At 45.2% G+C, this 21,244-nt stretch carries 17 protein-coding genes and 1 pseudogene; all 18 read left to right on the top strand.

What is annotated here, in order from left to right:
* Nucleotides 1-166 precede the first annotated feature (166 nt).
* On the top strand, nt 167-1,261 hold the full coding sequence (locus AB5Y47_RS05745) for an LPS O-antigen chain length determinant protein WzzB (RefSeq protein WP_124245283.1): 1,095 nt from the start codon (nt 167-169) through the stop codon (nt 1,259-1,261).
* Nucleotides 1,262-1,910: 649 nt separating this feature from the next.
* Nucleotides 1,911-2,987, top strand: coding sequence for a UDP-N-acetylglucosamine--undecaprenyl-phosphate N-acetylglucosaminephosphotransferase (gene wecA, locus AB5Y47_RS05740; protein WP_324036673.1), 1,077 nt, complete (start codon nt 1,911-1,913; stop codon nt 2,985-2,987).
* A 314-nt stretch (nt 2,988-3,301) separates the two neighbouring features.
* Nucleotides 3,302-4,114 (top strand): annotated as a pseudogene (locus AB5Y47_RS05735) (IS5 family transposase).
* Nucleotides 4,115-4,332: 218 nt separating this feature from the next.
* Nucleotides 4,333-5,502, top strand: coding sequence for a lipopolysaccharide biosynthesis protein (locus AB5Y47_RS05730; protein ID WP_368220004.1), 1,170 nt, complete (start codon nt 4,333-4,335; stop codon nt 5,500-5,502).
* A gap of 15 nt (nt 5,503-5,517) precedes the next feature.
* On the top strand, nt 5,518-6,804 hold the full coding sequence (locus AB5Y47_RS05725) for an O-antigen polymerase (RefSeq protein WP_368220003.1): 1,287 nt from the start codon (nt 5,518-5,520) through the stop codon (nt 6,802-6,804).
* Nucleotides 6,801-7,358 carry an acyltransferase gene (locus AB5Y47_RS05720; RefSeq protein ID WP_324036676.1) on the top strand — a complete coding sequence of 186 codons (558 nt, stop codon included), beginning with the start codon at nt 6,801-6,803 and terminating at the stop codon, nt 7,356-7,358. Before AB5Y47_RS05725 ends, AB5Y47_RS05720 begins: the two co-directional genes overlap by 4 nt.
* Complete coding sequence (locus tag AB5Y47_RS05715) at nt 7,355-8,542, top strand: glycosyltransferase (RefSeq protein WP_368220002.1); 1,188 nt, start codon at nt 7,355-7,357, stop codon at nt 8,540-8,542. Before AB5Y47_RS05720 ends, AB5Y47_RS05715 begins: the two co-directional genes overlap by 4 nt.
* The gene (locus AB5Y47_RS05710; RefSeq protein WP_324036678.1) at nt 8,520-9,422 is read left to right on the top strand and encodes an ATP-grasp fold amidoligase family protein; all 903 of its coding nucleotides are present in this window, start codon (nt 8,520-8,522) and stop codon (nt 9,420-9,422) included. The genes AB5Y47_RS05715 and AB5Y47_RS05710 overlap by 23 nt, the downstream gene beginning before the upstream one ends.
* Before the next feature lie 175 nt (nt 9,423-9,597).
* Nucleotides 9,598-10,749 (top strand): glycosyltransferase family 4 protein, encoded by a 1,152-nt coding sequence (locus tag AB5Y47_RS05705; RefSeq protein WP_324036679.1) that lies wholly within the window; start codon nt 9,598-9,600, stop codon nt 10,747-10,749.
* A gap of 28 nt (nt 10,750-10,777) precedes the next feature.
* Nucleotides 10,778-11,791 carry an NAD-dependent epimerase gene (locus AB5Y47_RS05700; protein ID WP_323583128.1) on the top strand — a complete coding sequence of 338 codons (1,014 nt, stop codon included), beginning with the start codon at nt 10,778-10,780 and terminating at the stop codon, nt 11,789-11,791.
* Between the two features lie 12 nt (nt 11,792-11,803).
* Nucleotides 11,804-12,970, top strand: coding sequence for a nucleotide sugar dehydrogenase (locus AB5Y47_RS05695; protein ID WP_103859177.1), 1,167 nt, complete (start codon nt 11,804-11,806; stop codon nt 12,968-12,970).
* Nucleotides 12,971-13,300: 330 nt separating this feature from the next.
* Entirely contained in the window at nt 13,301-14,416 is a 1,116-nt protein-coding gene (locus AB5Y47_RS05690; protein ID WP_324036680.1) for a polysaccharide export protein, read from the top strand.
* A 63-nt stretch (nt 14,417-14,479) separates the two neighbouring features.
* Entirely contained in the window at nt 14,480-14,908 is a 429-nt protein-coding gene (locus tag AB5Y47_RS05685) for a protein-tyrosine-phosphatase (protein ID WP_043156573.1), read from the top strand.
* A gap of 55 nt (nt 14,909-14,963) precedes the next feature.
* Nucleotides 14,964-17,141: a polysaccharide biosynthesis tyrosine autokinase gene (locus AB5Y47_RS05680; protein ID WP_368220001.1), complete on the top strand. Its 2,178-nt coding sequence runs from the start codon at nt 14,964-14,966 to the stop codon at nt 17,139-17,141.
* 154 nt (nt 17,142-17,295) lie between these two features.
* Nucleotides 17,296-17,523: a hypothetical protein gene (locus AB5Y47_RS05675; protein ID WP_109111973.1), complete on the top strand. Its 228-nt coding sequence runs from the start codon at nt 17,296-17,298 to the stop codon at nt 17,521-17,523.
* 21 nt (nt 17,524-17,544) lie between these two features.
* Nucleotides 17,545-18,264, top strand: a complete 720-nt coding sequence (locus AB5Y47_RS05670) for a YjbF family lipoprotein (RefSeq protein WP_161648140.1) — start codon at nt 17,545-17,547, stop codon at nt 18,262-18,264.
* A gap of 47 nt (nt 18,265-18,311) precedes the next feature.
* Nucleotides 18,312-19,016, top strand: a complete 705-nt coding sequence (locus tag AB5Y47_RS05665; RefSeq protein ID WP_202042275.1) for a capsule biosynthesis GfcC family protein — start codon at nt 18,312-18,314, stop codon at nt 19,014-19,016.
* Nucleotides 19,013-21,097, top strand: coding sequence for a YjbH domain-containing protein (locus tag AB5Y47_RS05660; RefSeq protein WP_210557099.1), 2,085 nt, complete (start codon nt 19,013-19,015; stop codon nt 21,095-21,097). Before AB5Y47_RS05665 ends, AB5Y47_RS05660 begins: the two co-directional genes overlap by 4 nt.
* The last annotated feature ends 147 nt before the right edge of the window (nt 21,098-21,244 follow it).

Below are 21,244 nucleotides of genomic sequence, written 5' to 3'. Positions count from 1 at the left end.
CCATGGTTGGGGATGCCATCGGCTATCAACCAAGGCTGGCAGCCAGCGGATGTGAAAACCGGCCGCGATGGATATCGTGGCAAGAATGTTCAGCCTGACCAGGCTTGCAGACCCTCTTTTGCCGTGGGCTTGCCTACCCAGTTTCCAATCAGAGAAATGTAACAATATGAGTAATCAAGAACCGACCCTGACTCCTTCCAACGCAGACTTCCCTCAAGGCTGGGTTTCGTCCCGTCCTAGCCACTACATCGATGTGAGAGCACTGCTACTGGAGCTTTGGCGCAGCAAACTGCAGGTTCTCTGCGTGGCTGGTCTGTTTGCCGTGGCAGGTATTGCTTATGCGCTGTTGGCTCCTCAGGTGTGGATCAGCCAGGCAGAGATCAAGAAACCTACGCTCAAGGAAGTCGAATCCCTGGAACTCAACATCAATCAGCTCATGAATGCGCTGGTGCCGGCAAACGCCTTTTCTTCTTTTGAAAAGAAGGCTATCTATGATGATTTTGTTAATAATTTCAACAGCTTCAATAACAAACGCCAATTCCTGATGGCGCAAGGCTATCTGGATGCGGAAGCGACGAAGAACGATATAACGGATGAAAGGGGTAAGCGCCTGCTGCTCAAGAAGCTGACCGAAGGGATTGATGCCCGAAGCCCAGACAAGCTGAGCGAGGAAGTTACCCTCTCCTTTGCGGCAGAGTCTGCAGACGAAGCAAAGTCCCGTCTGGAGAAGTACATTGCCTTTATCCAGCAACAAGAGATAAATGCCAAGGGCAAGGAGCTAAATACCATCTGGCAGAACCGGATTAAAACCCTGCAGAGCCAGTATGAAAGCGCCCGGGCAGATACCCTCAAACAGTTGCAAGATGACATTCTGAGGACGGAATACAGCTTGCGTATCAGCCAGGCTGCCGGCATCGAGACCCCGGTGCAAAATCTGCAAAATCAAGACAGCTTTGCCATCGATCTGGGGGCCAGAGCGTTGGCAGAGAAACTCAAGGTACTCAAGGAGATCAAAAATCCTGAGTTCATGAACCCCAATATCAGTGACCTGCGTTTGCAGTTGAGCAGTCTGCAGGCCATCAAGCTGGAAGCGCTACCCTTCCAGTCCTTTGCATACCAGGCATCTCCGAGCGAGCCTTTGTCTCGTGACAAGCCCAAGCGTCCTCTGGTGGTCGTGTTGGCCACGTTACTTGGCGGAATGCTGGGGGTGGGCATCGTAGTAATACGGTACGCAATAAAAGGTCAAAAAAGTATCCACTAATAGGATGTATTCATGACTCAAGGAGGCACAGGCCTCCTTTTTTAATGTCTGTGGCAGGGATAGCCCCCATTTCGAGGGAGAAAAATCAGCACAAAATGAGCGGGAAGATATAGAAGAGAGCCATGGATGTCTTTTGAGGCCCATAATTGAGTGGTATTTCTATGTCAATGAATTTGTTGTAATTCCCCCTGATATGGGGGGGTAAAAGTTTATTCGGCAATGCTAATTGGTTGTTTTTTGGTCGATCGAAAACTGATTAGACCAGATTGGCTACCCTTTTGAGCAAACCATAGGTAGAATCACGCCCGCCGATTCAAAATTAATCTTGTATCTTCTTGTGCTTAATAGGCTCAGCATGATCATGGTTATCACGACGGATAAGCATAACGAGCGCCTCGCCGTCATGCTTGCCAAGGTGAGCAGGATAAAAACTGTCATAAATCTTTGGCAAACTTAACAATATGTGGACTGCGAGCACACTGGGAGCTGTAACTCAGGGGCGGTAGCCACTTTATTGCTTTTTTGAATCGGTTCCTATCTGGGTTGTTACGGTCAATTTTGTCATTAAATAAGTGCTGGCTGCCGTCAGGCAAATTAAAAGCAGGTCGTTCCAAGAGGCGAACCTGATAATTTCTAGGGATGAAACAAAATGGAAACGTCTGGTCTGGTTGCCTTTCTTGGGACCGCGCTGGCTATCGCTTGCTTGCGCCCATTGTCAGCTAAATTACAACTTGTTGATCTGCCGAATCAGCGTAAACAACACGTTGGTGCAGTCCCTCTGATTGGAGGCATTGCAGTGTGTCTGGGGGTTTACCTCAGCGTCTTCTTCACGATCCCCTTGCAAAGTTCGATCATCATCATGCTGAGTTGTGCCGGTTGCATGATGATGATTGGTGCCATTGACGATGCCAAGGATATCTCCCCCTGGATCCGGCTGAGCTTGCAGGCCCTCCTGATCCTGGTGCTCTGCCTCTCGACCAATATCAGCCTTCATCAGTTTGGTGATGTGCTGGGGGTCGGAAATCTCACCATCCCATTTGTGGATCTGCTGGTCGCCATAGTCGCGGTCTGCGCCGCCATTAATGCTTATAACATGATGGATGGCATTGACGGGCTTGCTGGCAGCATGGCTGGCATCTCGCTGATCGGGCTCTCCATCCTGTTTACCGACACCATGCCTGACATGGCCCAGCTCTGTCTGGTCATCACCATTGCACTGGTGCCTTATCTGCTGGTCAATCTCAATATTCCTCCCTTCAAACGAAAGATATTCCTGGGGGATGCCGGCTCCATGTTCCTGGGTTTTGTCATCGGTTACCTGGTGCTGTTCGGTTCACAACATCATGAGCTGGAACCGGCGTTTCGACCCGTGACCGCCCTCTGGCTGATCGGCCTGCCGTTGATGGACATGGTAGGCATCATGATCCGTCGTATTCGTAAAGGCCAATCCCCCCTGCGTCCTGATCGCAATCACCTGCACCATATTCTGCTTCATGCCGGCTTTACCTCCCGCGAGGCCCTGCTATTGATCGTGGTGGCCAATCTGGGCATCGTCTTCTTCGGCATTTTTTCCGAACATGCCCAACTGCCTGAATGGCTGATGATGGCACTTTATCTGTTGCTGTTTGCCGCTTATTCCTACTGCTTGACACATGCTTGGAAGTTGGGGCGGTTGATTAAAATTCTAAAGAAGTCACATAGCGAACCTATTAAGAACCGTAACTAGGATATATGACGAGATGGAGATGAATAGCATAAAATCTAGGTGATTTTTGCTATGGTTCGAGATGAAATAGCAATCAATCACCATATATATACAATTATGGTGTGTAATTATAGATATAGAAATATATTAGTGATTGGAATTCAATACCCGACTAATCTCTTTGTATCTAAAGCAGTCATGTCAGTTTTTCTTCATCATATAATGGTCAAAAATATTTTACGGGATATAAAGGAGGGGGGGAGCAGTGCTAGGCTGTGTTCTTAAAGTGATGAATATATGATCTCAAATCTTCTCAACAGCTTAAGACCTATGCAGTGTCTCGTCGTTACCAGTTAACCGATGCACAATGGGGACTTATCGAGCCCCTTTTTCTATGCCGCCGCATAAGCGGACGCCCTACTAGTGAGCCACGCCAAGTGCTTGATGGCATTCTCTGGATACTTCACACCGGCGCACCTTGGCGAGATCTGCCAGAACGTTTCGGCCCATGGAACTCGGTCTACAACGCCTTTCGACGTTGGCAAAGCACAGGTCGTATCGATGCCATCCTTGCAGCACTGCAACTGCATCTCAATCAAGAAGGGCTTATCGACTTCGACCTCTGGTGCATTGACGGCTCCAATGTCAGAGCATCCAAAGATGCTGCCGGAGCGCGTAAAAAAACACTCCGGTGAATCAAGCTCTTGGTCGTTCTCGTGGTGGTGTTGGCAGCAAAATTCACTTGGTCACTGATGGTAATGGTTTACCGCTGGGGTTCTGCCTTTCGCCGGGGCAGTCAGCGGAAATCAGATATGCGACAAGTGCGTTGGCCATGGCAAGGATCCCGACTTCATCAGGCCGTTATCGCACGCGGCCAACGCATCTTGCCGCAGATAAGGCCTATAGCAGCAGGGCTCTGCGGGCAGAACTCCGGCGCAGAAAAATAAAAGCGGTTATCCCGCAACGCAGCGACCAGCAACGGCACCATAAGGGACGTCCACTGGTGTTAGACAAAGCTCGTTATCGTAGGAGAAATGTGGTCGAACGGTGCTTCGGATGGCTGAAGAAGTTTCGCTGCTTTTATCAAGCTGGCTTTCTGCCTTCGTTACTTACGGGAACTATTAGTGGACAGAAAACCAGCATTTTGAAAACACAGCCTAGCTGTTTCCTTAAAATTTTTATAAGTCGAACGTAGAGGCATATAGAAAGACTTACTTATTTCATTAATCACCCATCAACTACGCATAACTTTTTCAACTAAAAGTTTTTGGGAATTGATTTTATATTTTATATAAACATTATCTTAATATGTATTGTACGCTTTTTTAATCGAATAATGCTACAAAATCATGGGAAATAAAATTACATGTTACGTATAATAGCTAAAGTATTAAGTGGTAATATATTATATTTTGGCTCTTCATGGTTGATGTTGGCATTTACATCTAAATATTACAGTATAGAAGCTATGGGGGTCATGGGATTATCTATCTCAATTTGTGCTCCATTATTAATATTATTTGGTCTATCCCCTAGGCAGCTAATTGTTACAGGGGTTGTAAGTGATAAAAAATCTTATCTTGGGTCTAGAAATGTCCTCTTAATTACATGCTTTGTTATTATCATCACTACCTCTTATTTTTTAGTAGATGAACAATATTACTTAATTTTTTCTTTATTCTCTTTTTTCAAGATTTTAGAATCTTTCTATGATTTTGAGTATGCCTGCTTTAGTAAAGAAAAGATGTTTGATAGAATAATAAAAATACAGAAAGTTAGATCGTTCCAGCTAGTTATATTCATAGCAGCATCATTGTGGATAAGTGATCTGAATATAGCTTTAATATCAATAATATTTTTTAATTTTATCATCATATATAAATTCAAAATATCGTTTTTAATATCATTCAATGTCAGGCAACTTTTTTCAAATATTAGGCTGTCTGGTGTTATCTCTATAGCTACGTTCGTGACTCTTCTCTATCTAAATTTACCAAGATACTTTTTATCAGCAAACAGCTTATATATCGTAGGGATATTTACGGGCCTAGTAAATATAATTAATGTCATGAGACTGATCATTGAATCCAGCACCCAGTCATTGTTGCCATTTCTTACAGAACGTTTCAATACAAAAGAATATATAGGCTTCAAGAAAATAATAAAAAAGCAGGTTTCTGCCATTCTATTACTAACAGCAATAGTGTTAATAACATACTTATTGTTTGGTGGTGTAATATTTAATGTTATATACGGGAATGACTTTATAGTGGATAATGCCACCGTAATTCTTGCAATAATATATGGATTTTGTTTATGTACAGCCATGGTTTTTAATAATGCAGCTACAGCAGTTAAAATATTCAACCGACAATTATATATATCATTAACGCTCTGTGTTTTTATGCTGTCCATTGGAGGGTATCTGATCAATCTATATAGTGTAAGTGGAGCATTTATATCACTCATTATATCCTCAATGGCTCAGTCTTTATTACTTGCAGGATTAGTTTCAAAAAGATTAACTAATAAATAATGGAAGTTTTAAACAATGAATTTAATATCATTTTCAATTTGCGGAGTGCTCTATTTCTCTTTATGCATGTTATTTCCATTTGATGTAACGATAGGGCTTTTGTTCGTTGTATTTGTTTCCCAGATTATCGTTATTTGCTATTCCCAGTTGAGATATGAGTCACCAGTTCTTTGGTATTCTACTGCAGTATTTACCTATCATTTTTCTTCATTATTTCTTTATTATGTTGGGTTTTACAATTTTGAAAATTTATACAGCTCATCAATTATATATGGATTGATATATTATTTCTCAGTCATGCCATTGTTTTTTTGCCGCCGCTTTAATGTTGATAAAGAACTCTATATAAGATTCGATAAATATTTTGATAAAAAAATTATATTTATAGTGTACGTTGTATCTTTCTTTATGGTTATTCTAGCAAATATATATTTTTTTAAAAGTGGCTTCTCTAACAAAGGCGATGCAATACTATCTGGTGGAACTAAGTTTAACTTTATTTATAACTGGGCTAATATAGCAGCATTATTATTCCTGATAAGATATAGAGATTCTAAGCTATTCTACTATGCAATGGGGTACAGTTTTATAATATGTACATTTACATCGCTGAACACAGGAGAGAGAAATGTAATATTGAGTTATGCATTAAGTGCAATTATACTTCTTGTGTTGTTTGAAAAGGTTACTAGAAGAAAGTCTATTGTGTTATTTATATCCATTGCATCATGTATTCCAATACTTCAGGAACTTAAAACTGTTTTTTCAAAAGACATGGTTGATATATTTTCAAGTTCAGATGCATTACCATTTTACGTTAAATTGTTACAGGGAGAGTTTCGGAGTGCATCCAGAAATATTGATTGGTTGTTGTCTAGAGAGCATGAATACAATATAACGTATGGCGTTAATATAATAAAAGACATTGTCGTTGGCGTTTCTCCTATTAATATAGGCCTGACAAATAGTCAGACTTGGTTTAATACAACTTTTTTCCCGCATGTAGTTCAAACGGGGCAAGGATATGGTTTTTCTATTTATGGATCATTTTATATAGCGTTCTATTGGCCTGGATTGATCATTTTTGCTTTATTGTATTCATGTATAATTGTCGGTATTTTTAATAAAGCAAGAAACAATGTTTTTTTATTTCTTCTATCAATTTTGATGATTACACCACTGATATATGCCCAGCGCGGGGATCTATCGGTTTCTCTTGCATTTATAACTAAGCAAACACTTCTACCACTTGTATTAATTTATCTAACATCCAGGTTTTCGAAGAGGATAATGTCAAAGTGAAAATTTTAATTTTTTATAGATTTTTCAAAAAGATAATTCTTATCTTTATATATAAGATGATCTATTTAAGAAAATTAAAAATAAATCCTTTTAAGAGTTACTTTAACGGAGTGGTTAATATATCTTCATCTGGATATGTTTCCATTGATAATGGATTAAGAAATAAAAATAATCTTATTTTAAATGTAGGCAGTGGCCAACTAATTATTGGCAGAAACAACTTCTTTAATAATAATGTATCTATTAATGTAAGGTCGAAAGTAATAATAGGAAGTAATTGCCTCTTTGGTGAGAATATTTGTATTTATGATCACAATCATAATTTTTCTGCAATAGATAAAAACATTCGCGAGCAAGGTTTTAGTTCACAAGAAATAAAGATAGGTGACAATGTTTGGGTGGGAAGTGGGGCAATAATTTTATCTGGTGTATCTATTGGTGCTGGTTCAATAATTGCCGCAGGGACTGTTTTGACAAAAGATGTTCCGGCAAACTGTATCGTTCTTCAGAAAAGAAAGTCCTCTGTTATCTTTAGGCGAAATGAATTTACATGAGAAGCATATTATTTTTTGATAGTTATCATACTGGTCTTAATGGTGCACCTACTAGCATGCTTTCATTAGCTGTTGGCCTAAAAATTAAAGGGTACTCTGTTTCTGTAGGTTCATCTAGCGAGGGGGGATTACTAAAAAAAGCGACAGATAGTAAACTAGATACGATAAGTATTAATGCACCTAAAATTCTGTTGCTATCGAGAAAGCAAATATCCTTCTATAGAAGATTTATTTACTTTTTTTCTCTACTACTGCTGTGGTTTAAATTACTTCTCTTAAAAAGACAACAATTTTCTAGTCATGACTTCATTTGTATTAATGATATTAGAAGTGTGTTATTGTTACTACCATTACTTTTAATTTATAAAAGAAAAGTTATTTGGTATGTCAGAATAAATGAACGTGTGAAATTTGTATCCTCAATCGCTGCTTTTTTATCAGAAAAAATAGTTCTTATTTCTAGTGACTGTAGTAATGTACTTTCATGTAATGAGAAGAAAAGATACCAAAGTAAGTTGATAGTTTTAAACACTGGATTTAAGTTTTCTGAATTAAATGAATTAGTGCGTAAAGACATTGTCCAATCTCTACCCCGCGGCAGTAATCGTGTATATATAACTGTTGGTAGTATTTGTAAAAGGAAAAATCAGCGAGATATTATCCATGCATTTGGAAAGTGTTCAAGTGATAATGATTTATTGTTTTTGATTGGAAGCCCAACCTCAGAAGAAGATGTTGGGTATCAAAATGAGTTGATCCACCTAATTGATGAACTTGGTATTAGTGGTAATGTTATTAGAGTTCCTCATACTCCCTATGTTCATGAATATTTATCAGTGTCTGATATTTTTATGTTCTCAAGTCATAGGGAAGGATTACCAAGAGTAGTTATCGAGGCACTACATGCCGGGTGCTTTGTATGTTCATCCTTAGTTGATGGGATAACTGACATTATATGTGATAAATCTAAGGGATTAATTACTAACAAAAAGTCACAGCATCCTGATTTCTTTGATGAGTTTATATCTATCGTTTCAGCGGTTGACGATAAAGATTTAGAGCAGAGAGCCGAGAGAAGTAAATATGTTAGTCGGCGATTTGATTATGATATGTTTATTAAGGGATTCATTGAAGTGTTGGAATCAATAAATAGAGGGGGGCATGGGATTGAGAAAAGAGGTTAAGAATTTTGTTCGAGATACTTTGAGATTTTTTATCGGTTCTAAAAAATATAACAAATTGAGGTTCATATTAACGCATAAGTATTATCCTAATTTTGTATCTCCTAGGACTTTCTCTGAAAAAATTTTTGCTAGAAAATATGATGTATCATCGAATAACTTTTCATCTTATGTAGATAAGTACGCTGTTCGGTCTTATGTGAGAGATACAATTGGTGAGAAATACTTAGTTCCTTTATTAAAATTTACCACGCATGTAACCCCCGATTTTTTTAATGATCTGCCTGAGCGTTTTGTAATGAAGACGAGTAATGGAGGGGGAGGGGAGAATGTAAAAGTGGTTTTAAATAAGACGGAATTAGGAGATTTAGCTAGACTTTCCAAGCGTTTTAATAGCTATCTTCAATGTCGAATTGGATCTAAAATCGATGAGAAATTTTACGATATTGAACCAGCAAGACTCATTGTTGAAAAACTTCTCATGCACCAAGATGGCTCCCTTCCATCAGACTATAAGTTGCATATTTTCCAAGGTAGGGTTGATGAGAATGAAAAAGTTATCATTCAGGTAGATACAGATAGATTTGAATGTCATAAAAGATCTTTATATTCTGAATCGCTTAGGAAATTAGAGTTTGATATTCAGCCAAAATACATGGGTGTTGATGCTAATTATATATTTCCTAACAACATGGCAGAAATGATCGCTTTGGCAAAGCAACTCGCTAAACCATTTCCATATGTTCGTATCGATATGTACAATGTTGATGGTGCTATTTATTTTGGCGAAATGACATTTTGCCATGGAAGTGGCTGGGAGCCTTTATCTAGTAAAGATGCTGACTATTTGTTAGGCAGTTACTGGAAAGAATATGATTTATAGAAAATGTCGAAAATTAAACTCATTATGAATATATTTTAATTTTAAAATCACCTTTCATAAAAATTGCATAATGACAACTTATAGTTGTATACATCACTTTGATATTGTCATTCATTAAATCTGCAATGCAACCATGTATAAGTAGAGTTTTTTCATTAACTATCGGGATGATATAGTGAAATATGAAGTCAAAAACTATAAGGGTAATGATAGTAATCACACTATAGTTGCTATATCCGCTAATACTAGCTGGTATTTGTATAACTTTAGAAAAAATACTATTGCAGCCCTTCTTGAAAATGGTTGTGAAGTTATAGCGATAGCACCACATGATGACTATTCTATTAAATTAGAGCAGTTGGGAGCTAAATTCGTTCATCTCGATATAGATCAAAGTGGTACTAATCCAATCAATGATATCACTACATTCCTATCACTTAAGTATATTTTTGTAAAATACAAAGTTGATGTCGTGCTCAATTTCACACCCAAAAACAATATATATGGTACTTTGGCTGCGAAATTATGTGGAGTAAAGTCTATCAATAATATTGCAGGCCTTGGTACATTATTTGTCAATGAGACCTTTATATCCAAAGTCGCACGCATGTTGTATAGGGTTAGCCAACGATATGCACATAAAGTATTTTTCCAAAATGAAGATGACAGAGCTCTTTTTATTAATTCTGGTATAGTAAGAGCTGAACTTACCGACCGCTTACCAGGCTCAGGCGCTGATTTGTCACGTTTTTCTATCACTCCTGCGATTGATGATGGTGTTACCCGTTTTTTGTTGATTGCAAGAATGTTATATGAAAAAGGTATCAATCATTATGTCGAAGCAGCAAGAATTTTGAAGAAAAAGTATGGCCTGCGAGTTGAATTTTCATTGTTGGGTTTTTTGGATGTAAATAATCCATCTGCTGTTTCTAAAGCAGAAATGCAAGCTTGGGTTGGTGAGGGTATAATAAATTATCTTGGGACCACTGATACGGTTGAGAACGAAATAGCTAAAGCTGATTGCATGGTCTTGCCATCCTTTTATCGCGAGGGCGTACCTAAATCATTACTTGAAGCTGGTGCTATGGGAAAACCCATTGTAACGACGAAAAACATCGGATGTAAGGAAACTGTTGATGATGGTGTAAATGGTTTTTTATGTGAACCACGTAATACTTTGAGTCTTGTAGATGCATTAGAAAAGATGATTATGATGGGCCATGCGCAGCGTCTGACTATGGGTAATAATAGTCGTAAAAAAATGGAAAATGAATTTGATGAGAAAATAGTTATTGATAAGTATATTGACGCCGTGTTGAAAATATAACGTTGAAAGTGCATACAAGGAGAATCTCGTGAAGTATTTAGTTACGGGTGCAGCAGGATTTATTGGCTGTGCTGTCAGTCAGCGGCTTTGCCAACAGGGTCATACCGTTATTGGTATCGATAACCTGAATGATTATTACGAAGTCTCGTTAAAAGAGAACCGCCTCGCCCGGCTGGCGGGTGAAGCCAATTTTGATTTTCGCAAACTTGATCTGGCCGATCGGGCAGGCATGGCCGAGTTGTTTGCCAAGGAGCAATTTGAACGGGTTATTCATCTGGCTGCGCAGGCCGGTGTGCGTTACTCCCTGGAGAATCCCTTTGCCTATGCTGACAGCAACCTGGCAGGGCATTTGGCCATCCTGGAAGGGTGCCGTCACAACGGTGTCAAACATCTGGTCTATGCCTCTTCCAGCTCTGTGTATGGCATGAACGGCAAAATGCCGTTTGCCACCCAAGATGCCGTCGATCACCCCGTCTCACTCTATGCCGCTTCGAAAAAGGCCAATGAGCTGATGGCGCACACCTATTCCCATCTGTACGGCATTCCAACCACAGGTCTGCGCTTTTTCACCGTCTATGGACCATGGGGTCGCCCTGACATGGCGCTGTTCAAGTTCACCAAAGCCATGTTGGCTGGCCAGCCAATCGATGTGTATAACAACGGCCAGTTGAGCCGTGACTTTACCTATATCGACGATATTGTTGAGGGTATCTTGCGCATTGCCGATGTGGTACCGGTTGCCAATCCTGACTGGCAGTCAGAGAAAGGTTCGCCCGCTGACAGCAGTGCCCCTTATCGTATCTTCAATATCGGTAATGGCAGTCCTGTCAAATTGATGGACTTTATCGATGCCCTGGAAAAGGCGCTTGGCATTGATGCCATCAAAAATATGTTGCCAATGCAGGCTGGTGATGTGTATGCCACTTGGGCCGACACCGAAGATTTCTTCGAAGCAACAGGGTATCGTCCTGTCATGTCTGTTGAAAAAGGGGTTCAGGCCTTTGTCGAATGGTATAAAAACTATTATAACGCGCAGCGGTAAGCGAGGTTTGTTGTGAAAATTGCGATTTGTGGTACGGGTTATGTCGGTTTGTCCAATGCGGTATTGCTGGCACAGCACCATGAGGTGGTGGCCGTTGATGTGATTGCCAGCAAGGTCGAGATGATCAATCAGGGCCGCTCTCCCATCGTGGATAAAGAGATAGAAAGCTATCTGGCCAGCCGAGATTTGAATCTGCGTGCCACGCTGGATAAAGAGGCGGCTTATCAGGGCGCTGCCTTTGTCATCATTGCCACGCCGACCGATTATGATCCAGAGACCAATTATTTCAACACCAGTACCGTGGAGTCCGTGGTCAAGGATGTGATGGCCATCAATCCTGATGCAGTCATGGTGATCAAATCGACGATTCCGGTGGGCTTTACTGCTCGGCTGCGGGAGGAGTTGGGATGTGCCAATCTGATCTTCTCACCAGAATTTTTGCGTGAAGGGCGCGCACTTTATGACAACCTGCATCCTTCGCGCATCGTAGTGGGGGAGCGTTCAGAGCGGGCTCAGGTATTTGCCAACCTGCTGCTGGAAGGCGCCATCAAGCAAGATGTGCCGGTGCTTTTCACTGACAGCACAGAAGCAGAGGCGATCAAGCTGTTTGCCAATACCTACCTTGCGATGCGAGTGGCATTTTTCAACGAGCTCGATACCTATGCCCAACTGCACGGGCTGGACAGTCGGCAGGTGATTGATGGCATCGGCCTCGACCCACGTATTGGCAGCCATTACAACAACCCCTCCTTTGGTTATGGTGGCTATTGCCTGCCAAAAGACACCAAGCAGTTGTTGGCGAACTACAACAATGTTCCCAATAACCTGATCCGTGCTATTGTGGACTCCAATACCACACGCAAGGATTTCATTGCCGATTCGGTGATCCGTAAAAATCCATCCCGTGTCGGTGTTTATCGACTGGTGATGAAAGCGGGGTCGGACAATTTCCGTGCCTCTGCCATCCAAGGGGTCATGAAACGGATCAAGGCCAAAGGCATTGAACTGGTGGTCTATGAACCTAGTCTGACAGAATCCGAATTCTTCCATTCCCGGGTAATGACTGATCTTGCCGAATTTAAAGCAAGCTGCGATGTGATTCTGGCAAACCGCATGGTCGATGAGCTGAGTGATGTCATGGACAAGGTATATACCCGCGATCTGTTTGGTAGTGATTAATCCCTGACACAGGCTGCCCTTTGGGGCAGTCTGTCATGGCGCGTTTATCAAGCATCATCCGTCGCTCATATCGGATCGTCCATCATGTTTTCATCATGGGACCCTGCCACTGGACCTGGCAGGGTCATGACCCGATATAGGAAGCGATTGGGTTGGGGGTTGTTGATGGGCATGTTATGCATGTGGTTACTTCGTGCTTGATGCCTTGTGTCTTCAGACGATCTATCCGTTTTTCTTGGTAAATATTCCTCATGATTTTCCCTGAACTCCGCTATCATACTGCGATTTTTTCCAGTCAGTTTTTGATGGCAAGCTAAATAAGGTGTGGAAGTGAAAAGGATTCAGCTCATCCCTCTGTTGTCGGCCGTGGCTCTGCTCAGTGCATGTACTGTGGTGCCGGGTACCAATCTTTCAACCAGCGGCAAGACCGAGGTGGCTACCGGAACGGTTGATGTTGATCAACTGGCCGATGTCTACCCGGTGACGCCAGCACTGGTCAGCGAGTTGCGCAAGGCGCCGGTGGTGGGCAAGGCCAACCCTGAGCTCAATCGCCAGATCAGCAGTTATGAGTACCGTATCGGGGTTGGTGACATCCTCAATGTGACGGTGTGGGATCACCCGGAGTTGACCATTCCTGCCGGCTCTTACCGCAGCGCGAGCGAGGCGGGTAACTGGGTACATGCGGATGGCTCCATCTTCTACCCCTATATCGGCAAGGTCGCCGTGGTGGGAAAAACGGTATCTGAAATCCGTGTGGATATTGCCAAGCGGTTGGCTCAGTTTATTGAAAGCCCACAGGTCGATGTCAGCATTGCCGCTTTCCGCTCCCAGAAGGTCTACATCTCCGGCGAAGTAGCCAAACCTGGCGCGCAGCCCATCACCAATGTGCCGATGACGCTGCTCGATGCCTTCAATCTGGCCGGGGGCTTGAGCCCGACGGCAGATTGGCACCATGTGGTCCTGACTCGCCAGGGCAAGGAATACCCGCTGTCGCTGCAGGATCTCTTGCAGTATGGCGACCTCTCTCACAACCAGCTGATGCGCGATGGCGACATGCTCTATGTGCCGCGCAATGATGCCCAGAAAGTGTTTGTCATGGGGGAAGTCAACAAGGCTTCAACCTTGACCATTGGTCGTGAGGGAATGAGCCTGACGGAAGCCCTGAGCAGTGCCGAGGGGTTGAACCAGAATGCTGCCAATGCCACAGGGGTTTTCGTATTGCGCCCGGCAGGCAAGTCACAGCAGAAAGCCGCCATCTATCAACTTGATTTGAGTGACGCCACTGCGCTGGTGATGGGGACGGAGTTTGCTTTGCAACCCTATGACGTTGTGTATGTGACAACCGCACCTGTGACGCGCTGGAACCGCGTGTTGAGTCAGTTGGTTCCCTCCATCAATGGCTTTAACGAGTTGACGGAAGGTATGTTGCGGGTTCGCAACTGGTAACGCTCAATGGATATTGACTCGGAGCCCTTGGCATCGTGTTGAAGATGAAAGAGTGACAGTAATATGTTTGAGAAAATTCTCGTCGTGTGTGTGGGCAATATATGTCGTTCCCCGACGGGTGAGCGTCTGCTGCGGGAGCGTTTGCCCGGCCGTGATATCCGTTCTGCCGGAGTGAGCGCCCTGGTCGACAAGCCTGCCGATCAGGTCGCTAGCGAAGTAGCCCAGCAACATGGGGTCTCGCTGGAAGGGCATGTTGCGCGTCAGCTTAACCGCGCGTTGTGCCAGGAGGCCGATCTCATCCTTGTCATGGAGAAAGGGCATATTTCCGCCGTGACCGCCATTGATCCTGGCGCCCGCGGCAAGACCATGCTCTTTGGCCACTGGCTGGGGGAGTGCGAGGTGCCAGATCCCTATCGCCTCAGCCGGGAAGCCTACGAGCACGTTTATCAGTTGCTGGTGCGTGGCGCCGATGGCTGGGTGAAAAAACTGTAACCACAGCCTGTGTCTGTGTTCGGGTTTATCTGACAATAAAAATGGACTCTGTGTAATGACGACTTCTTCTGTTTCGTCCCGGCAAAACAGTGCCGCGGTGGAGAACGATGAGATCGATCTGGGACGCCTGCTGGGCTACCTGATCGATGGCCGTTGGTGGATTGTGAGTATCACCGGCTTCTTTATGGTGATGGGTGTTGCTTACGCCTTGTTGGCAACACCTGTCTTCAAGGCCAATGCCCTGCTGCAAGTGGAGAAAAAGGCCAGCGGCACCGCTCTTCTCGGTGATATGGCTGATGTGCTGGGGGGTGAGCAACCTGAGGCAGCAGCAGAAATTGAACTCTTGACCTCGCGCATGGTGCTTGGGCGCACGGTACAAGAGCTCCATCTTGATACCGTGGTGACCCCCGATTTCTTTCCGCTGATTGGCCGTGGTGTGTCACGCATGAGCGGTCAGCCCTATCCCAAGATGGCGATTAGTCGTTTCGAGGTGGCTCCCGAGCTGATTGGCACCCCCTTCACCTTGACCTTGACAGGAGAAAACCGTTTTACCCTGGAGGTGGAAGGTCGGGTGCTGGAAGGACAGGTGGGCAAGCTGCTGGAAAAAGAGGATGTGACCCTGCTTGTCGCAGACGTCGCCGCACAAGATGGCCAGGAATTTACCCTGGTCAAGCAGCCGTTGCTGGATGTGATTGGCGAGCTGCAGCGGGATCTTCAGGTCAGCGAGAAGGGCAAGAATACCGGGATCATCTCCCTGGCGCTGGAAGGAGAAGACAAGGGGCGCATTCGCGCTGTGCTCGATAACATCAGCCAGAACTATCTCCAGCAGAACGTGCTGCGCAAGACTGAAGAAGCCCAGAAGAGCCTGGATTTCCTGCAGACCCATCTTCCCCAGGTCAAAAATGACTTGAATCACTCGGAAGAGCTGCTCAATGCGTATCGTCAGCAGAACGAGTCGGTTGATCTGTCGCTCGAAGCGAAAGCGGCACTGGATACCATGGTAGGGATTGAGAAACAGCTCAATGAGTTGACCTTCCGTGAAGCCGAGTTGCAACAGCTCTATACCCGTCAGCACCCGGCCTATATCGCATTGATTGAAAAGCGCCAGACCCTGCTCAACACCAAGAACAACATCAACAAGTCGATCAAGCGCCTGCCGAAAACCCAGCAGGACATCTTGCGGTTGACCCGTGATGTGCAAGTGGGCCAGGAGATCTTCGTCCAGCTGCTCAACAAGCAGCAAGAGCTCAATATCATGAAGGCGGGGACCATCGGCAATGTGCGTATCATCGATGATGCGGCGGTCGAAACGCAAGCTGTCAAGCCCAAGAAGCCGCTGATCGTGGTGCTGGCGACGCTGCTTGGAGGCATGTTGTCAGTGGGCCTTATCCTTGTGCGTGCTGCATTCCACCGCGGTGTCGAGAGCCCCGAACAGTTGGAAGAGATGGGGCTGTCCGTCTACGCCACTATTCCCTATTCCGAAGATCAGGCCAAGATAGAGCAGCAGCAGAAGAAAAAGCGGCGCCAGGCGATGTCACTCAATGAAGCCTTGCTGGCCGCCCGTAATCCGGCCGATCTGGCAATGGAGTCGCTGCGCAGTCTGCGTACCAGCCTGCATTTCGCCATGATGGAGGCCAAAAACAACATCGTCATGATCTCGGGCCCTGGTCCTGGTCTCGGTAAAACCTTCGTGTCGACCAACTTTGCTGCCACCTTGGCCATGGGGGGCAAGAAGGTACTGGTCATCGATGCGGACTTGCGCAAGGGCTATATGCAGAAAGTCATGGGGCAAGAGATGGGGGCTGGCTTGAGCGCCTATCTGGCGGGTCAAAGCGAGATGATGCAGGTGATCAGCAAGACTGGCTTTGACGGACTCGATTTTGTCTGTCGTGGCGCAGTGCCACCTAACCCCTCAGAATTGCTGATGCATCCTCGCTTCAAAGCGCTGCTGGATTGGGCCGCTGAACATTACGACTTTGTCATTGTCGACTCCCCGCCGATCCTGGCGGTCACGGATGCGGCCATCGTCGGCCAGCATGTCGGGGCGTCTTTGCTGGTGGCTCGTTTTGCCAAGACGGCTGTGAAAGAGGTGGAAGTGGCGATTCGTCGCTTCGAGCAAAATGGTGTGGTCATCAAGGGTATTCTGCTCAACGCGGTAGAAAAGAAAGCCAGCAGTTATTACGGTAATTACGGATATTATCAATATAGCTATGGTGATAAAACCAAAGCCTGATCCGGCTGCAGATGATAGGTAAGGGATTAGTAATATTCAGGGAGGCGAAATTGAAGGTTCAATTGATGCCTCCTTTGAGTAATACTAGATAAGACTGAGAGCGTTAACCTTCTCAGTATTATGTTTTAGCTGTGTCAACAAAAAGGAAGATAACATGAAGAAGACTGCGTTTGTTTTGGCCGCCCTGCTGGCTGTTTCTGCTAATGCCATGGCTGCCGAAGAAACTGGCGGTGCTGCAGGTGCGGGGGCGAGCGGCGCTGCTGCGGGTGTGGCTGGTACCACTATTGCAGTGGGTGCTGCTGCTGCGCTGGTAACTGTGGTTGCGGTATCTGAATCCAACAACCGTAACAACAATACCAATACCACCACCTCAACCCGATAATATTCAACAAGGCTGCTCTGTTTGAGCAGCCTTGTTTTCTTCTTATCCCTCATGGATGGTGTATTGCGCGTGGCACAGTATTTATCTTATTTCCCCTCCCGATTATTGGCATGGTCAGCCACATTGTTATTGGCTGGCTGCAGCACCTCGACCCATCAGACGATCGAGACTCTGGGTTATGTGTTCAACAAGCCTGATGATATTGTACTGACCTCATCCGAGCTGAGAGCGCTACCCTATGCGAGTGCCTATATCAAGGTGGGCGATCTTCCCCAGGCGTTGGTTGTACTGGCATATGTCAATGGTCCGCGCATGTCATGGATGAGCGCCGATGGTGTGATGTTTGTGACTCAGCATGGGCGCTTGATTAAAACAGTGGGTTTGCCAAATGATTTGCGCTATCTGGGGAGTCTGGATAAGGATCCGCTGAAGACTTCCCGGTTAGACAAGACACCCTCGATGGTGTGGTATAGCGTCGCTGAGTGGTCGAAAAAATACACCAGTGGCTATCCCTTGAGTATGCATTATACGCAGATGGGGAATGAGGTTCTGAATATTATGGACCGCCCCTATAAAACGACGATTGTAGAAGAGCATGTCGTTACCGCCCCGAATGAAGAGCGATGGCTGAATCATTTCTGGATCGATGAGCAGACAGGTCAAGTTCGTAAATTCCAGCAGCAATTAGGCCCTTCCTTGCCAATGATCGAAATGACATTCCTTAAGCCCTATTCATCATGAAAATAATATATAGCTTATTGCTCGCAACCTTGGGGGCTGCCCCCGTTATGGCAGAAGTGTCCGTGTCTGTTTGGTGGCAAGGTCAACCGACAGCAACAATGACTCATCCCCAGTCCATGCTGTTGAGTGACGCGTTGTTAAACTCGGCAGTCTCTCAGTACGATAATTATTGGCCTGTCGCTCATATTTCTACTCCTGCGCGCCAAAAAGACATTGAGTATCAACAGGAAGCCGTGCTGAAGGATCTCAGATTGCTGGCAACGTACTGGCAGCAGCATGATGAAGTTGAACTCGCCCATGCCGCTTTACAGTTGAATCAACAGTTACAGCAGTTGCATTTGACAGGGCGTTTCGAATTGCCTGTGGATCCGGATATCAGCTTGGTGCCATCAGGTGCCAACCCCGTATTGCAGGGGGATTATCAGCTGTATCTTGCCCCTCGCCGTTCGCAAATCTATCTGGCTGGCTTGATTGGTCGCCCTGGCGAGGCCCCGGTTTTGCCTGCGGCAGGGCTGAGAGAGTACTGGAAAAAGCTGGATCGCTTGTACGGAAGTGATGACACCGGCGCGTATCTGATTTCCCCCAGTGGCAAATCTGAGTGGATCCCCGTTGCCATCTGGAATGAACGCCATGTTGAAGCCATGCCTGGTGCCACTCTGTTTGTCGGTTTTGCTCCGAGTGTGCTGCCTGAGCAATATACAGACTTGAATACACGCATGTTGACGTTGTTAGCGAATCGGATGCCCAAATGACCTATCCAAGACTCTCACTGATTGCCCTGCTGGTATCCTTTGCAACACACGCTGATGCCGACATTTTTGAGCCGTTGGGTCCATCACAAAGTGACTTCGGCGGCGTTGGCTTGCTGCAAATGCCAACCGCCAGAATGGCCAAGACGGGTGAATTCAGTGCCAATTATGTTGATGATGATCAGTACCGTCGCTGGTCTATGTCAGTGCAGCCGTTCGACTGGCTTGAAGCCACTTTGCGTTATACCGACGTAAGAACTCGCCTTTATAGTGCAAACTCCGGATTCAGTGGTGACCAGACTTACAAAGACAAGGGCATGGATGTCAAAGTCAGGTTGCTGGAAGAGTCTACCTGGATCCCGAATCTCTCTCTGGGTTTTCGTGACCTGATGGGGACGGGGCTGTTTGACAGTGAGTACATTGTCGGCAGCAAGCGTGTTGGCCCGTTTGATTTCACCCTTGGTATGGGCTGGGGAAATATGGGGGAAAGCGGGAACATTACCAATCCTTTTTGCGAGTGGAAAAATGATTGGTGTTCACGAGATAATGGTTATTCCAGCGGTGGTGGCAAATTTGAAACAAAAAATATGTTCCACGGTAATGCTGCCTTGTTTGGGGGGGTTGAATACCAGACACCTTGGCAGCCACTTCGCCTGAAGCTGGAATATGATGGCAATGATTACAGCAATGAATTTGCCGGGAAGATTGATCATTCATCTCCTATCAATATAGGTGCTGTTTATCGTCTTTTTGATTACATGGACACTCATCTTAGTTATCAGAGGGGAAATACTCTGATGTGGGGTGTTACTCTTCGGACCAACTTTAATGATTTACGTCAGAATCATTTAGATGAGCCTCGCCCTGTGTATACCGCTGAAAAGGCCCCGATAGACTCGTCACACGTTGATTGGCCTGTCATGGCAGGACAGTTTGAAAGCAATGCTGGTTGGAATACAGCATCACTTTATAGTGACCAGTCCACTGTAACCTTGCTGGGTCAACAGCACAAATATAGGGACCAGCAAGAAGCGATCGATCGTACTGCTCTGGTTGCGATTAATCATCTGCCTGACACTGTCGAAGAGTTGAGAGTCATTGAGCGCCAGCGAGATTTCCAGTTGCAAGAGACGGTGATTGATCTCGACTCTGTGCGAAAGGCGAACCAGCCCCAGGTTCTTGGGCAGGAGGCAGTGGTAGAAGAGCATCAAAAAGTACCTGCTCCTGTTCAGGGAACGCTCCGTTACCAATCTGAACCAGAGTGGTTCTCTTATTCATTTGACCCGGCCCTGACGCAATCTTTTGGTGGTCCTGAATCATTTTATATGTATCAGATAGGCATTAATGCTAACAGTGAGCTGCGTCTTTCCGATAAGGATTGGTTACAGGGTACGTTGTTCTTCAATATTGCGAACAATTACGACAAATTTAATTACAAAACACCACCTGCCGACACGGATGCGTTACCGAGAGTACGCACTTGGGTGAGAGAGTATGTCGACTCTTCCAATATTCTGCTGAACAACCTCCAGTTAACACATATGGAGCAACTTGGTCAGGAGTGGTACGGCCAGGCATACGGCGGCTATCTGGAAATGATGTACGCCGGTGTCGGGGGAGAGGTGCTTTATCGTCCTTTCGGTCAGTCATGGGCTCTGGGTCTGGATACCAACTGGGTCAAGCAGCGTGATTGGAACAACACCCTGAAGATGGCTGATTACGACGTTGCTACGGGTCACTTGACTGGCTATTGGCAGTTGCCTTTCATGGACAATGTCACTGCCAAGGTAGCTGTCGGGCGTTATCTGGCTGGTGACCTAGGGGCCACGTTTGATTTCTCCAAGCGCTTTGACTCCGGGATTGTGATGGGAGCATACGCGACCTTGACGGATGTGTCGGCCGAAGAGTATGGGGAAGGCAGTTTTACCAAAGGTATCTACATCACGATTCCCTTTGACTTGATGTTGATTCGTCCCACAACATCCAAGGGAACAATTGGATGGGTTCCTCTGACAAGAGATGGGGGGCAGATGCTCAGCCGTAGCCATACCTTGTATGACATGACCGAACGCCTGCCGCTGTAAGGCTCTTCTCGGTATTGATTCGTTAGTCTAATGAGCCGTGATAGTGTTTTCGCTGTCACGGCTTTTTTTATGCATGATGAGGCATAAATGGGAAGAGAGTGCAGTTTGGTTCATAAGGTTTTTTGGGGAACATCAGTCTTGTACTGG

It is taken from the genome of Aeromonas sp. R7-2 (assembly GCF_040908105.1).
Lineage (GTDB): Bacteria > Pseudomonadota > Gammaproteobacteria > Enterobacterales > Aeromonadaceae > Aeromonas > Aeromonas caviae.
This window is presented reverse-complemented; position numbering and strand designations above follow the sequence as displayed.